This is a genomic window from Staphylococcus sp. 11007852, assembly GCF_011394325.1.
Taxonomy (GTDB): Bacteria; Bacillota; Bacilli; order Staphylococcales; family Staphylococcaceae; genus Staphylococcus; species Staphylococcus agnetis.
The window spans coordinates 1-14171 of the sequence record NZ_JAANBJ010000025.1 but is presented as its reverse complement, the minus strand read 5'-3'; the positions used below and the strand labels follow the sequence as shown (position 1 = coordinate 14171).

Here is a 14171-nt window from a genome sequence, read left to right as displayed (position 1 = left end):
GAAGGCTTTTAGTCATTTACTAAGCATCCGCTTTATGTGTAACTCAATATGCACCATTGTACATTTTTACAACCGCCACGCTATGTCAGTTTTATTTTTGTACACTTTTTAAAGTTGACTTTAACGCACTGACCGCTTCTGCAGAATGTTTAAATTGTTGTTTCTCCTCACTAGTAAGATCCAGCTCGATTATTTTTTCAATCCCTTTCCCACCTACAACGGTAGGGACACCAATGTATAAATCTTCTAAACCGTATGTCCCATCACAATATGCGATAGTTGGTAGCACGCGTTGCTTATCCAAAATGATTGCTTCAATCATTTCATAAACCGCTGCTGAAGGAGCATAGTACGCAGAGCCATCACCCAATAATTTTACAATTTCAGCGCCTCCACCTTGCGTACGTTTTACAATGTCATCAATTTTCTCTTGAGGTAAAAGTTCTGTAATTGGCACCCCATTTACATGACAGTGTCGAATGAGTGGCACCATAGTATCACCATGACCACCTAAAACAATACCATGTACGTCATTTACAGCTACATTGAGTGCCTCAGCTACAAAGGTATTAAAGCGTGCTGAATCAAGCACACCTGACTGGCCCATCACACGTTCACTTGAAAATCCAGAATGTTGATATACTGTATATGTCATCGCGTCAACAGGGTTCGTCAATACAATAATTTTACAGTGTGGCGAATATTTAACAATTTGTTCTGTGACTTCAATCATCACTTGTTCATTGGTTTGAATCAACTCATCTCTCGACATACCTGGCAATCGTGGCACACCAGCAGTTATGACTACGACATCTGAATCAGCAGTTTCAGCATAATCAACTGTGGATGTTACATGCGTATCAAACCCTAGTATCGAACCACTTTGTAAAATATCCAATGTTTTCCCTTTGATTTGTGCTTCGTTCTTCTTGCGATCTACTAAAACAACATCCGCAATATCATGTGTAGCAATAATAAATGCTAATGTTGCGCCAGTATGTCCAGACCCTACTATTGTGACTTTTTTACGTTTCATCAACATGCTCCCCCTTATACTCTTTTCATCCTTATTATACCATTGTACTCGTGGAATGAACTGATTTTATGAAAGCGTTTTCGTTAATTGTAAAAAAATATTTCAGACAGCAATCACCTACGTAAATTGGCTGCCTGAACTGTTATCATGATTATGCATGTAATGTTAAAAACACGTGAAGAATTGCAGCAAATCCCCCTACAACACAAAGCGTCATAAAGAGTAATATTAAACAAATTTTGCCGTACTTCAATAAAAATGCTATAAACGTGGCAATAACGTGATAGACCATAAACACACCCGTTATTGCTACAAACCAAATTAATTGTGGCGAAAAAAGTACCACCATCATCATTAAAATGGCAAATAGAACATAAGGTAACGCAATCATATTGCGCATAAACACAAATTGTTGGCGTTTAGAATCATGAGCCATATTTCAATCTCCTTTAAATGACTTAGGGTATATCATATCCCTGAGCTGCGGTATAAATATCAAACCAATCTTGTTCTTTCAATGAAATGTCTAATCCATGAATAGCTTGGTCAACACGTTCTATCCGATGCGTGCCTAATATAGGTAAGATAGACGCTGGGTGTTTATGAAACCAAGCGACAATAATAGATGCGACATGGGTATTGTACTCTTTTGCAAGCCGTTCTAATACTGGAAGGACACGTTGTGATTTTTTATCAGTTGGATCAAATAACTTTCCTCCTGCAAAAGGTCCCCACGCCATTAATTTCACATCATCTTTATACATATCATCAATCGTACCATCGTGGAATGCATCTAAATGATACGGTGAAATTTCTACTTGATTCACTGCGATATGAAAGCGGTCATCTTTTAAACAATCATTCAGCAATTCGTATTGGGAACGTCTAAAGTTTGATACACCAAAAGACTTCACTTTACCTTCTTCAACTAAATCTTGAAGTGCTTCTGTAATTTCACATGGTTTCATTAATGGTGATGGGCGATGAATCAATAATGTATCGATCGAATCTACACCCAAATTTTTCAAAGCACGATCAACAGAACGTGTAATATGCTTTTTACTTAAATCATATCGGTGTGCTGTTTGATCTGGAAAAATATCATTAGGCTGTACAATTCCACACTTCGTTACAATTTCAATCTTCTCTCTTAAATGAGGTGATAACTTTAAAGCCTCTCCAAACATTTGTTCAACTGTGTATTTTCCATAAATATCTGCATGGTCCATCGTTGTAACTCCACGCGCTACTAATTGATGAATAAATGTATTTAATTCTTGCTTGGACATGTGCCAACAATCAGCACGATAAAACCCTTGAATTATTTTTGAGTAAGACACGTGTTGGTTAATTGATACTTTTTCCATTATAAGCCACCCCGCTTCTACTATTAGCTAAATTGTAACATATCTAACTGATTTCTTAATTGCGCTTTATCTAAATGTTCTCCGATCAAAACGATTGAAAGTGGTACATCACTTTCACCTATTTTTTCTAAAGAAGGTACAGGTTGTGCAAATTGAAATACTATTGTTTCTTGCGGTTCTGCTCTAAATCGAATAAATCCTTTCGCTCTATGTATCGTTTCAGGTAACTTCAATATAAATTCGATAAATGCATCTTGGGCAATAGGACCTTGAAAGGTATACGTCATACTTTGAAAAGTTGGGTGACCTGTCGTTTGAGCGGGCATTTTCTGGGTAGTGTTATCGTAGGAAAGCACTGGGGACAACTGTCCATATGACGTTGAAATGATTTGACTATGTGGTGCATACTTTCGAACAGCTTTAACAGCCTCTGTTTGCTGTTCCGCATTGTCTAGCAAATCGATTTTATTGATGATGATATGATGACTGGCACGCATTTGGTCTTCTATTAATTGTTGTTTGACTTGGCTAAAGGATGCTTTACGACAAATATCAGATGCTGAAACAATTGTGATGACTAGAGGGGATTGAACGCGTTGTGAAATTATAGGGTCTTCACACGCCATCAACATATCAATAGGATTTGCGATGCCTGTCGCTTCAATTACAATGTGTTCTACTTGATTATGTATGATTAAATGGTGTATGGTACTCACGAGCTCTGTTTGTAAGTCACAACATACGCAACCATGCATTAAAGACACTTTCGTATCGATATGGTTTAAAAGTTCGCTATCCATGTCAAAGTTACCGAATTCGTTTACAATTAGCGCAACTTTCTCATCATTTTTTAATATTTGGGGCATATAATTACTTAAGAATGTGGTTTTTCCGCTCCCTAAAAAACCGTTTACAATTGTAACTTTTGTTTTATTATTTAACATAAAATCTAACCTTTCTCTTAAATAAACAACAAATTTTCAACAATGTATGTGTAAATCTGTCTTTTAGCTTGATAAAGTGTGTAGAATCTTCTAAAATTACTGCATGCTTTATTTTTAGCATAGCATAGATTTAAGTAGAGCGACTTAAATCCACTCAATTATGGACGGATTCCCATCCGTGAGAGAGAAATACGGATAGAATGTCTGGAGGAAAAAAATTATGTCTGATCATCTTAATTTAAAAGAGCAAGTATGTTTTAGTTTGTATAATGCACAACGTCAAGTGAATCGTTATTATTCAAACAAAATTTTCAAAAAGTACAACTTAACGTATCCACAATTTCTAGTTTTAGAAATTCTTTGGAACCAGTCACCTGTTAATGTTAAAAAAGTTGTAACAGACCTTGCATTAGATACAGGTACTGTCTCACCGTTATTGAAACGTATGGAGCAAATCGATTTAATTAAAAGAGAACGTTCTGAAATCGATCAACGTGAAGTATACGTACATTTAACTGAAAAAAGTGAAAGTATGAAACCTGAATTAGAAAACGCTTCAAAAACAGTTGCAGAAGCGTCTTCGCTTGATCCCGATGAAATCAAAGAATTGAACCGTTTACTTGATAAAATCATTACTGCTTTTAGTGAATCAAAATAATTGAGTGTACAGATTAACTTCAGTAAAGGTGTAGGCCCTAAAGCTATTACACCCTATTCTAACTAAATGGATTAAAATTTGGATTATTTAGCATATATGTGAAGAAGATAGGCGATTCTTCTTCCTTATAGTTAAAGCATGGCACATGAAACCAAGGGCTTGGATTAAAATCCAAGCCCTTCTTCCATATCACGATTTTTTGTGTACTTTCAAAGTAACTGAGGGTCAACGCGCGTTAACATACCCTCTTCCATTTTATAAACGACATCAAAGTCCTTTAATATTTCTAAATTATGAGTTGCAACAATGAGTGTTTCTGCAGTTTGATGCATTTGACGCATGATATGTGACGTTTGTTGCGCATCAATGCCCTTAGTAGGCTCGTCTAAAATCCATACAGGCGCATTTTTTAACCATAAACGGGCAATTGCTAATCTTTGAAACTCACCGCCTGATAACGCATTTTTGTTTAATGTAACTGCTCTTGTTAATGGAATATTATCAAGACCCACACGGTGTAAAGCATCGAGACACGCTTCCTCACCATACGTAGTTAATAAATTGTCTTGAAGTGTGCCATCAAAAAATTGTGCATCTTGCATAAGTGGGTTCACTTGAGTCAGCCAATGCGTGCGATGAAAATCAACTTGACCTCCTATAGCCATCTTTCCTTCAGAAATTGGATATAGTCCCAATAAAATGTGTAACAATGTCGATTTACCAGAACCAGACGCCCCTATAATTGCAATATGGTCTCCCCTATGAATATTAAGATGAATATCTTTTAAAGTGTCGCGTTGTTGCGTTGGAAATTGATGATATACACCTTCGAGATGAAATAATGGTGTTTGCTTGTCTAATTGATGTACTTTAACGTGGTGTGTCCCTTCATCTAATTGCGCCACCGACATCACATCATTTAATTGATGGATTGCCTCATCTGTCTCACTTTTATAATAGGCCACCTGACTCATCATGACATGTTGCTCAAATAAAGTGAGTAACATCAGTACAATACTTGTAGCATAGATAGGATCAAATGCTCCAGATTTCACCTGGATCGCAGTTAATAAAATAGTCATAAATATAGCTATCATACTTATCACATTTAAGATGTATTGGTAAATAATATGAAACTTTTGTTCTCGATACTCCACGTCACTGAGTGCTGCTTCTGCTTTTAAAAGACGTGTTTCATAAGAGTGACGCTGACCAAACCGTTTTAATTCCTCACACCCTAAAATATAATCATAATATTGATGCATTAACATTTGATATTTTTGGTCCATATCTTTTTTAATCATTGTTGCACGCTTAGCACTCATCCATGGAATACACCATAGCGAGAGTCCAATCACAATTAAAAGCGTCAGTGCATGCCAAATTGAAAAATAAAACAAAACACCAATGGTTAATCCACTTGTCAATGTTAATACAATCGGTGGATAATACACGCGTAAATAAATATTTTGTAACGCCTCAATTTGTGAAACCATTCTGCCTAATAAGTCACTTGTTTTAAATTGTCTAAAAACATTAGGAACGATAGGAATCAACGCTTGATAAAAGTGCACTCTTACATCACGTAACATTGTGAAGGTCGCGCGATGTGAGAGCAAACGTTCATAATAACGCGTTATCGCCCGTGTAAAGCCAAATAGTTTTACAGTGACAATGAGACCCATAAGCGCATAAAGTGGCGCACCTAGTGCACTTTGTGTGATCATATAGCCACTAAAGAAAAACATCGCTAAGGCTACACTACTTCCCACAACACCTAAAACAATAGCTACTACAATATCACGGTTCCATTTTATATTCACTGATTGACTTAATACATTCGTTTTGTCACTTTCCATATATATCTCACCTCCATTTTGTTGTCTTTGTACTTTTTAATTAGTTTTATCACCCTCTACAACGTATTGAATTAAATTTCTGTCAAAATCGTTTCATCATCTTTAATCAAACACCCTTGCTCGATATACCAACGTCGATGGGCATGTATCAACGATGCTTGATGATGCGCAATCATGATTTGCGTAATATGCGCAAAATGGCGTTGGACGACTTCTTGTATTTTACGTTCAGTGCTACGATCCAATCCAGTTGTTGGTTCATCCAAAATAATGACATCAGGTTTTAACAATAATACTCTGGCAAGTTCAATACGGCGCATTTCTCCACCTGATAACATTTCTCCGCCTTCACCGATACGCGTATGGATACCTTCTTGAAATTGTTTAATCTTATGGCCTAACGCTACTTCTTCAAGTACACCTTTAATGCTATTGTCATCAATGTCATTAAATAGCGTGATATTGTCTGCAATTGATGCATTAAAAATATAAGGATTTTGAGATAAATAACCAATATTAATTTTTTTTGAAAATGTAATGTTTCCTTCTGAAGCCTTCACTTCACCTAAGAGTAATCGTACGAGCGTTGATTTCCCCGCGCCACTCGGACCTACAAGCGCAATATGATCACCTTCATAGATTTTAGCATCTATCGCTTTTATTGCATGATGCGTTGCATTTGGATAGCGAAATGATACTTGATTTAATTGAATTAATGCATCTTGATTTGCGATTTTTTGCGGCGTTTCATGTGTTTCCGACGGTGCTTGAAGTGTATTTCGAATAATTTCACTCGCCCCTTCACTTTCTTTACCAACATGAAACGCTTGTCCTAAATCTTTAATCGCGTTATAAAACTCAGGCGCTAGTATTAAAGCAATCACAGCGGTTAAAAACGAAATACGGTGAAATACAATTAAACTTAACCCAACTTCTAGCGCTACAAGTCCAATGCCAAGCATACTTATAAAGTCTAGCATCAAACCAGATAAAAATGCACTTTTCAAAATAATCATGGCTTTATCACGAAATTGAGTACTTTCATGTTCAATTTTTTTAACGGCGCGATCCGTATGTTGAAATAACTTTAAAGTCACTAAACCACGTGTTAAATTGACAAATCGTTGACTGAATTGATTTAAAAACGTCATCTGATCTTTAGCAGCATCTCGTGTTTTCAACCCAAAAATAATATAAAATAACGGGATAAAAGGTGCTGTCACCATCATAATGATGGCCGTTGGAAGGTTAATTAAGAACATTGTAATAATGATAGATATTGGAATCAATGTAGATTTAAAAAGTTGTGGTAAATACGTTTTGAAAAACGGTAGCATCTCTTTTAACGTTTCAGTAGCAATAGCGAGTCGTGTTCCAACCGGTTGTTGCGATTGTAATTGCAGTAATTGACGTCGTACTGTTCCTCTAACATGATGACTTAAACGTGTACCAAGCCAATCATTGAGCATCATGAAAGTGGCTCTTAATAAGAGTGCAAATGCTAAAATGATAAGTAACGTTTGCCAATGATGGCTTTGATTTAATAATAATTCATTAAGTATCATTGCAATCGTAATATTTTGGGTAATGATAATGAGCGCTAACATGATATTTGTCACGCTTAAGAGCACCGCAAACCGCCTATATTTTTTTAACCAACTGTGAAGCCATTTCATATTATCCGTCCTTTACATTTGCGTGAATACTTTTTCAGTTTACAATGAATGTATTACTAGTATATAGGGTTGTATTTTTTCGTGCATTTGATGACGCTTGTTTTCATAAAAAGTTGTGACAGTTTATTTACATGTGAGATGCTCATACTTTGGACTGATAGCATTTATTTATTAAGACATGCTTATTAAGATGTGCTATGATATGCTAAGTTATAAAGTAAAAATTAAACATAAAGAGGGTTAATGTTATGCTATTTTTTGAATTGCTTAAGGCATTAGTGCTTGGTATTGTAGAAGGATTAACGGAGTTCGCACCCGTTTCTTCAACAGGCCATATGATTTTAGTTGATGATATGTGGTTAAAATCTACGCAATTTTTAGGATCAGAATCGGCTTTTACTTTTAAAGTTGTGATTCAATTAGGTTCTGTTTTTGCTGCAGCGTGGGTATTTAGGCATAAATATTTTGAAATGCTTCATATTGGAAAATATGCACCTGAAGTTCAAGAAGGACGTCGCTCTAAACCTCGACGTTTAAAAATTACTCATATTTTAGTAGGTATGATTCCAGCAGGTATTTTAGGTGTATTATTTGATGATTTTATCGAAAAACATCTCTTTAGTGTGCCTACTGTATTAATTGGTCTATTTTTAGGTGCAATTTATATGATTATTGCAGATAAATATAGCCGCGGTGTACGCAACCCTAAAAATGTCGATGAAATAAATTATTTTCAAGCGTTTGTAATTGGTCTTTCTCAAGCTATTGCAATGTGGCCTGGATTTTCACGCTCGGGCTCTACCATTTCAACAGGTGTCTTAATGAAAATGGATCATAAATCCGCTTCAGATTTTACATTTATGATGGCTGTCCCTATTATGATGGCCGCTAGTGGCTTATCATTAATTAAAAACTTTAGCTATATTCATTTAACACATATTCCATTTTATATTCTTGGTTTTCTTGCAGCCTTTATTTTCGGTCTATTATCGATTAAATTATTCTTATCATTAATTAAACGTGTCAAATTATTGCCATTTGCGATTTATCGAATCGTGCTTGTAGTAGTCATCGCAGTTGTTTATTATGGCATCATTAAATAATATCGTATCTTTCAAAGGTGGCACATAATACACCAGTTAATTAAAAATATGCCAGCAAAATTCATTGATACATGAACTTTGTTGGCTTTTATTTATCTAAATAAATTGAGTCTTAGTGTCAAACAATATGATGAATTGTGATTGATCCTTTAGCCGAGTTTCTAAAGCATTAAGCCGATACCGAAATTTCATTTTGAGGTAAGGCGCCTAAAAATCGAGGCGTTAGGGACAATCATCAATTGCAATGAATTATGTATCAGCCCCTTCTATATTTCTCCTCTCCACTACGCCAATATTAAAATCAACTTAATTCTAATCCCCTTATTATATTTAAGATTCATTTAATGTTTATTTTTATCTAAACCATTTAATATATCATTATAAATAAATTTGAAAGGTGAATGTATGACCCCTCTAAGGAAACGATTCGATGATGATTTGGCCGTAACAAAGGCACCCTATATGCACGCATTTGGTAAAGGATTATTGTTTGCAATACTGCTTAGTATTGCTTTTGAAATAAGTAATGAAACCCCTACCCATGCAATATGGGCAGTGATTTCTTTTCTTTTAATTTGTATCATCCTTTTAATAATGCAACGTTGTGGCATTTCACTTTTGTCATTTCGTGCATTAACATTAAGTGACTGGCTTTTAGTCATTGCTGGGCTGCTTCTAATGATAGGATTAGATTACCTCTTTGACTACTTCATAGATGCTAATAGCGTCAATGATGACAACATTTTCAATGATTTTAAAGACGTACCTACTTGGGCAGCAATATTAAGTATTGCAGCTATACCTGCAATTTCAGAAGAGATTGTGATGCGTGGTATAGTAATGCGGGTGTTTTTTAGAAATCATTTATTTATCGGTATGCTTGTGTCCAGTATCATTTTTGCATGGTTACACGAAGCTGATTCTCTCATCGGCTATCTTCCATATTTTTATTCTGGCATTATTTTTGCGCTTGTTTATTTAAAAACAAAACGTATAGAAGTAGCAATACTCGTTCACTTCTTTAACAACTTATTGAGTACACTATTTATTTAAATAAATCTTATAACAAGAAAGGATGTTCATTATGAAATTAGGTATGTTATTAATACGCTGGATGCTTGCAACTTCTTTTTTAGTTCACGGCACATTAAAATTTGTTGACTTAGATGGCACTATTCACTTTTTGGGATCGCTTGGATTACCTCCTACGATTGCCGTATTAATGTCTATTGGTGAAGTCGTTGGCGGTGTGATGCTGATTGCAGGTATATTAACACCCTATGTCAATGTATTTTATATTAGTGTGATGTTAGGCTCTATTTTCACATTAAAGTTAGGACGCGGCTATGTGAGTGGTTTTGAATTTGAAATTATTCATATTGTGATGAACTTAGCGTGTATTTGTAGTTACAAATGGAATAAATGGATGCAATTCTATTAATTTGCACCTCCCTATAAGGGTGAGACACTATGGCGTCTCATTCTTTTTTTGTGTTTTAGGCCGTTTTTATATTCTGTTTTAAAGTAATCGTATAGCATTTCTCCCCTGTATGTTCACGCCTTATGAATTGTATTGTGCGTTTATATTCTAGTATCATAGGGTAAAAGGACTTAAGTATATTCTTAAATGGAGGCAACGTGCATGAATAAAACGATTAAAACGATTATTAACGTATTACCTATTTTTATCGTTCCATTAATAAATGAACGTCAAAAATTCAAAGAACATCCTGAAGTCAAAAAAGTGACGGATGTGACTGTGAATACTTCTAAAACTGTGGCTCATAAAACGACACATGCAGCACACCATGTAAAGTCGACTGCTGGACGTGTATCACACGCAGTTGTATCAAACACAGGTCAGCTTAAAGAAAACTTAGCTACGCAAAAGCGTCGTCGTGATTACAACAAAGCTATGAAAAAAGAAGCTGAAGCACAACGTTATCGAAGAAAAGAAAATGTGCGTGCACGTGGCGAAGAACTTGAAGTTGAGAACCGAAAAGAAATTAGTAAGTTTAATAAAAAACTTCAAAAGCATATTGATAAGCGCCATAAAGAAGAAACTAAAGCGATTGAAAAACGCCAAAAGCATATGGTTAAAAACTTAGAAAAAATGCAGAAATATGAAGAAAAAGCAGGCCATGTTCCTGGCAATAATGACGCAAAAGATTTTGAGCTTGCATCTCCTGCTAACGAAAAAGCGTTCCAAGGAAATAAGGACCGCTCTAAAGTAATGGCAGATGGCGACAAATTAGAACAAAAAAATAAAGTACAAACGCGTAAAATGAATAAAAAGCTTCAAAAAAATATTGAAAAACGCCATAAAGAAGAAGAAAAACAAGCAAAAAAGAATCAAAAGTTACGTCAGAAACAACTCAAAAAAGCTCAAAAAAATGCACCAAAACCATCTGAACACGTTGTAGATACAGATACTTTAGGTGCTACAGCAAGTACAAAAGCGATGACAGCAGGCCAAGACCAAACAGGCACACCATCTAAAAAAGCGTTAAAACAAAAGAAGAAAGACGAGAAAAAACGTCAAAAACAAGCAAAAAAATTAGAAAAGAAAATACAAAAAAGTGCTCAAAACGTAGACCTAGCTGCTGAAGCTCCGTCTGAAGATAAGTTACCGCCACGCATTAAGTCAATGGCAGAAGTACAATCTTTTGAAGCCCAAACAGGGTTAGTGTCTAAAGATCAAACACCTCAATCATCAGCGCATCATAACACTAAAAATGATGCGAATCAAGGGCCTCAAGATGAGAAAACAAGTTTGAATACAAACGTTGACGAAAACTTGAATCACGCACCACTTTTCAAACAACAATATGCGCAAATGGAAAAACATGTGAAAGACAACGACCAACAACGTAAGGATGAAAAACTGAATAAAGTATCTGATGATGCTTTAAGTAAGTTAAAAAAGTAATATGCGTATACTCATTGATGGCGATGCTTGTCCTGTAGTAGATTCAATTATTGAACTTACTATAGGGACAGGCATTTTTGTATACATATTTCGTAGTTACGCGCATTATTCTAATCGAGATTACTCCTCTCATGTGCAACTTAAATATATTGATGGTGGTCGCGATGCGGTCGATTTTGCTATCATTAAATCGATGCAAGTACACGATCTTATCGTGACACAAGATTACGGACTCGCGAGTATCGCACTTCAAAAATCAAAATATGTCATGCATCATTTAGGCTACTTTTACACTAATGACAATATCGATCAATTATTAACGCAACGATTTTATAGTCAACAGGAACGTCGTAAATCTCGAAGATATTCGAAGGGTCCTAAACCATTCTCCGAAGCACAACGTCATCATTTTGAAGTTGCACTTCAACGCATTATTCAATACGAATTAGAAAAGGAGCACAAATATGATTAAACGAATTGCAGTCTTTTGTGGTGCCAGTAAAGGCCATAACGATATTTATGTAAATGAAGCCTACCAACTTGGAAAATATTTAGCTGAACAACACATCGAACTTGTCTATGGCGCAGGATCTATCGGTATTATGGGTGCCGTTCAACAAGGTGTCCTCGATCACGGTGGAAAAGTAATTGGTATCATGCCTCACTTTTTAGATACTCGTGAAATTACTAGTCAAAATTTAACAGAACTCATCCTTGTTGATTCTATGCATGAACGCAAACAGAAAATATCTGAACTTGCTGATGCATTTATTCTTGCACCAGGTGGGGCAGGGTCATTAGAAGAATTTTTTGAAATTTATACATGGGCACAAATCGGTTTACATCAAAAACCAATCGGCATTTATAATACAAATCAATTCTACCAACCCCTCGTTTCTTTAATACAACATATGATAAAAGAAGGTTTTATAGACAGTAAATATCAACACCTTGCACACGTTCATAACGAACCTCAAGCTTTAATTGAACGTTTAAATAATTTTAAACCGATATCTACTAGAACGTATGATTAATGTACCTGAACTACTGTAAAATAATGCAGCATCGCCCTTCACATTCAAAAAGTGCCTAAAGGAAATCATCTACATCTTCCTTTAGGCACTTTGTTGTGGTGTCCATACATATCTTACGTTCTCTTTTAATTCATTGAATTGACTTAATTCAGGTTTATCAAAATAATCGACAAAAGTCATTCCAATTTTTTGCATCACACGGATAGAAGCTGTATTATTTTTTGCTGCAATCGCATAGATGGGTCCTAAATCCATTTTTTCAACATACTTCAAAACAGCTTTAGCCCCTTCTTGCGCTAAACCATTATTCCATACTTCAGGTAGCAATCGCCAACCAATTTCATAAAACGGAAGTTCATCAAATGGATATGGGCTTTCTTTAGTAAGGTAATTTAAACCTATAAATCCAATCCATTGATGCGTTGCTTTTAGTTCAACTGCAAACAACCCAATACCATGTTTTTTCAATGTGCGTTGCATGGCTTCAAAATCGAGTTTAGAACGTTGATAGCTCAATAAACTTGTAAAATAACGCCTCACTTGTCGGTTCGCATTCATTTGTTGTAATGGTAATAAGTCTTCATCTTCCCAATCTCTTAAAATCAGGCGTTCCGTTTCGATATAGACAGACATTGAAATCCTCCTTTTTCAAATATAAAAAAGCGCTCAATAGCTACATTCGCTAAAGAACGCGTTTAACACCTAAAATCTATGCTCTTGAAATGTAACTAATGAGTTGAATTTTAACAGCTTTATCTTTAATACGCGCCATATCTTGACCTTTTGTCGTCGTAAAAATCGCATCTACAAAATCGTTTTTATGATTTAATCGATATGTAGCTGTATACGTTTCCCAGTCATGTTTAAAATTTGGTTTTAACGCAATATATCGATTAATATCTCCTGTAGAATCTACTAATGTGTAACCTGTTATATTTTCGATTTCACGGCCAAGTTCAACTAATGACATTTCACGACCTTCAATGAGATTAAATTCTTTTTCGTACATAGTTCAGTCCCTCTTTTCTCTACAATCATATATGTAATTTTTTACCCTAAACCATCTGAGACGAAACGCACCGCCCACTGTACAACTATTTAATATAACTTATTCTTTCGTGGAGGTTTTCTTATCATTTGAATCTTGAACTGTTTTTTCTTTGTCTTTTACTTTATCATGATGCGCATGTTCAGATGACTTTGATGCGTCTTCATTTGCTTGAGAAGATGGTTTGTCTTTGTGCTTTTCTTTGTCGTTAGTTTTATGCTTCTCTTTAGAAGATGATTCAGGTTTCTTAATATCTTCTTTTACTTGCTGAATTTGATCATCTAATTTTTTGCTTTGTTCTTTTAATTTTTTATTCTCATTCTCTAAACTTTTTTGTTCTTGTTCTAAGGATTTAATTTCATTTTGAAGTTTATCCTTCTCACTTTGCCCACAGCCTGATAAAAGGATGGCACTAGCTATCAATGCACCGAGTACTTTTTTCATTTATCTTCTCTCCATCACTGAATTACTGTGTTCTATTTTATCATGGTTCTATCGTATACGCATCTTTAGTCAC

Annotated in this window: 16 protein-coding genes; 7 read left to right on the top strand and 9 right to left on the bottom strand. The window is 35.3% G+C overall.

All coding sequences use genetic code 11. The features are described from left to right. Nucleotides 1-91 precede the first annotated feature (91 nt). From mdh to G8Y85_RS07460, 4 genes are all read right to left on the bottom strand, one after another. Nucleotides 92-1036, bottom strand: coding sequence for a malate dehydrogenase (gene mdh, locus G8Y85_RS07475; protein ID WP_060552535.1), 945 nt, complete (start codon nt 1034-1036; stop codon nt 92-94). A gap of 151 nt (nt 1037-1187) precedes the next feature. Next, nucleotides 1188-1472 carry a hypothetical protein gene (locus G8Y85_RS07470; protein WP_060552417.1) on the bottom strand — a complete coding sequence of 95 codons (285 nt, stop codon included), beginning with the start codon at nt 1470-1472 and terminating at the stop codon, nt 1188-1190. A gap of 22 nt (nt 1473-1494) precedes the next feature. Further along, a complete protein-coding gene (locus G8Y85_RS07465) occupies nt 1495-2403 on the bottom strand; it encodes an aldo/keto reductase (protein ID WP_103345904.1) in 909 nt (302 codons plus the stop codon). A 23-nt stretch (nt 2404-2426) separates the two neighbouring features. Beyond that, nucleotides 2427-3347, bottom strand: a complete 921-nt coding sequence (locus tag G8Y85_RS07460; RefSeq protein ID WP_165805641.1) for a CobW family GTP-binding protein — start codon at nt 3345-3347, stop codon at nt 2427-2429. 220 nt (nt 3348-3567) lie between these two features. Between G8Y85_RS07460 and mgrA the strand changes: the two genes are divergently transcribed. After that, the gene (mgrA, locus tag G8Y85_RS07455; protein WP_037566449.1) at nt 3568-4005 is read left to right on the top strand and encodes a global transcriptional regulator MgrA; all 438 of its coding nucleotides are present in this window, start codon (nt 3568-3570) and stop codon (nt 4003-4005) included. Nucleotides 4006-4214: 209 nt separating this feature from the next. Here the strand turns inward: mgrA and G8Y85_RS07450 are convergent, their stop codons facing one another. Beyond that, nucleotides 4215-5864 (bottom strand): amino acid ABC transporter ATP-binding/permease protein, encoded by a 1650-nt coding sequence (locus G8Y85_RS07450; protein WP_165805640.1) that lies wholly within the window; start codon nt 5862-5864, stop codon nt 4215-4217. A gap of 71 nt (nt 5865-5935) precedes the next feature. Further along, nucleotides 5936-7540: an ABC transporter ATP-binding protein/permease gene (locus G8Y85_RS07445; protein ID WP_165805639.1), complete on the bottom strand. Its 1605-nt coding sequence runs from the start codon at nt 7538-7540 to the stop codon at nt 5936-5938. A gap of 248 nt (nt 7541-7788) precedes the next feature. On the opposite strand from G8Y85_RS07445, the gene G8Y85_RS07440 reads away from it, so the two are divergent. The 6 genes from G8Y85_RS07440 (at nt 7789) to G8Y85_RS07415 (ending at nt 12606) form a co-directional block, all read left to right on the top strand. Continuing rightward, entirely contained in the window at nt 7789-8643 is an 855-nt protein-coding gene (locus G8Y85_RS07440; protein WP_037566446.1) for an undecaprenyl-diphosphate phosphatase, read from the top strand. A 405-nt stretch (nt 8644-9048) separates the two neighbouring features. Continuing rightward, nucleotides 9049-9696, top strand: coding sequence for a CPBP family intramembrane glutamic endopeptidase (locus tag G8Y85_RS07435; protein WP_165805638.1), 648 nt, complete (start codon nt 9049-9051; stop codon nt 9694-9696). A 31-nt stretch (nt 9697-9727) separates the two neighbouring features. Then, the gene (locus G8Y85_RS07430) at nt 9728-10084 is read left to right on the top strand and encodes a DoxX family protein (protein WP_037566443.1); all 357 of its coding nucleotides are present in this window, start codon (nt 9728-9730) and stop codon (nt 10082-10084) included. Between the two features lie 201 nt (nt 10085-10285). Beyond that, complete coding sequence (locus G8Y85_RS12360; RefSeq protein WP_245203088.1) at nt 10286-11572, top strand: hypothetical protein; 1287 nt, start codon at nt 10286-10288, stop codon at nt 11570-11572. 1 nt (nt 11573) lies between these two features. Continuing rightward, nucleotides 11574-12044, top strand: a complete 471-nt coding sequence (locus G8Y85_RS07420) for a YaiI/YqxD family protein (protein WP_165805637.1) — start codon at nt 11574-11576, stop codon at nt 12042-12044. Continuing rightward, nucleotides 12040-12606, top strand: coding sequence for an LOG family protein (locus tag G8Y85_RS07415; RefSeq protein ID WP_165805649.1), 567 nt, complete (start codon nt 12040-12042; stop codon nt 12604-12606). Before G8Y85_RS07420 ends, G8Y85_RS07415 begins: the two co-directional genes overlap by 5 nt. Nucleotides 12607-12687: 81 nt before the next feature. Here the strand turns inward: G8Y85_RS07415 and G8Y85_RS07410 are convergent, their stop codons facing one another. From G8Y85_RS07410 to G8Y85_RS07400, 3 genes are all read right to left on the bottom strand, one after another. Next, entirely contained in the window at nt 12688-13239 is a 552-nt protein-coding gene (locus tag G8Y85_RS07410; protein WP_060552410.1) for a GNAT family N-acetyltransferase, read from the bottom strand. A gap of 76 nt (nt 13240-13315) precedes the next feature. Then, nucleotides 13316-13615 (bottom strand): hypothetical protein, encoded by a 300-nt coding sequence (locus tag G8Y85_RS07405; protein ID WP_037566439.1) that lies wholly within the window; start codon nt 13613-13615, stop codon nt 13316-13318. Between the two features lie 99 nt (nt 13616-13714). Continuing rightward, the gene (locus tag G8Y85_RS07400) at nt 13715-14098 is read right to left on the bottom strand and encodes an SA0632 family lipoprotein (protein ID WP_174167448.1); all 384 of its coding nucleotides are present in this window, start codon (nt 14096-14098) and stop codon (nt 13715-13717) included. Between the last annotated feature and the right edge of the window lie 73 nt (nt 14099-14171).